The organism is Romboutsia sp. 13368, from assembly GCF_018336475.1.
Taxonomy (GTDB): Bacteria; Bacillota; Clostridia; order Peptostreptococcales; family Peptostreptococcaceae; genus Romboutsia.
In genome coordinates this window covers 1,145,008-1,145,207 of record NZ_CP048741.1, presented here as the reverse complement: position 1 = coordinate 1,145,207, position 200 = coordinate 1,145,008, and positions in this window count along the sequence as shown.

Below are 200 nucleotides of genomic sequence, written 5' to 3'. Positions count from 1 at the left end.
TCCCACTAAAATCACCTCGCCAATTTAATATACTAATTTTATACCCTACTGTCTATATGAATTACCAAAAATTTTTTAATAAAATGAAATAGATAAGTAAATAATATATTATATCAAAATTAAAAAGGAGATATTTATATATGGCAAATTATACTGGTGTTGTAAAATGGTTTGATAATGATAGAGGATATGGATTTATA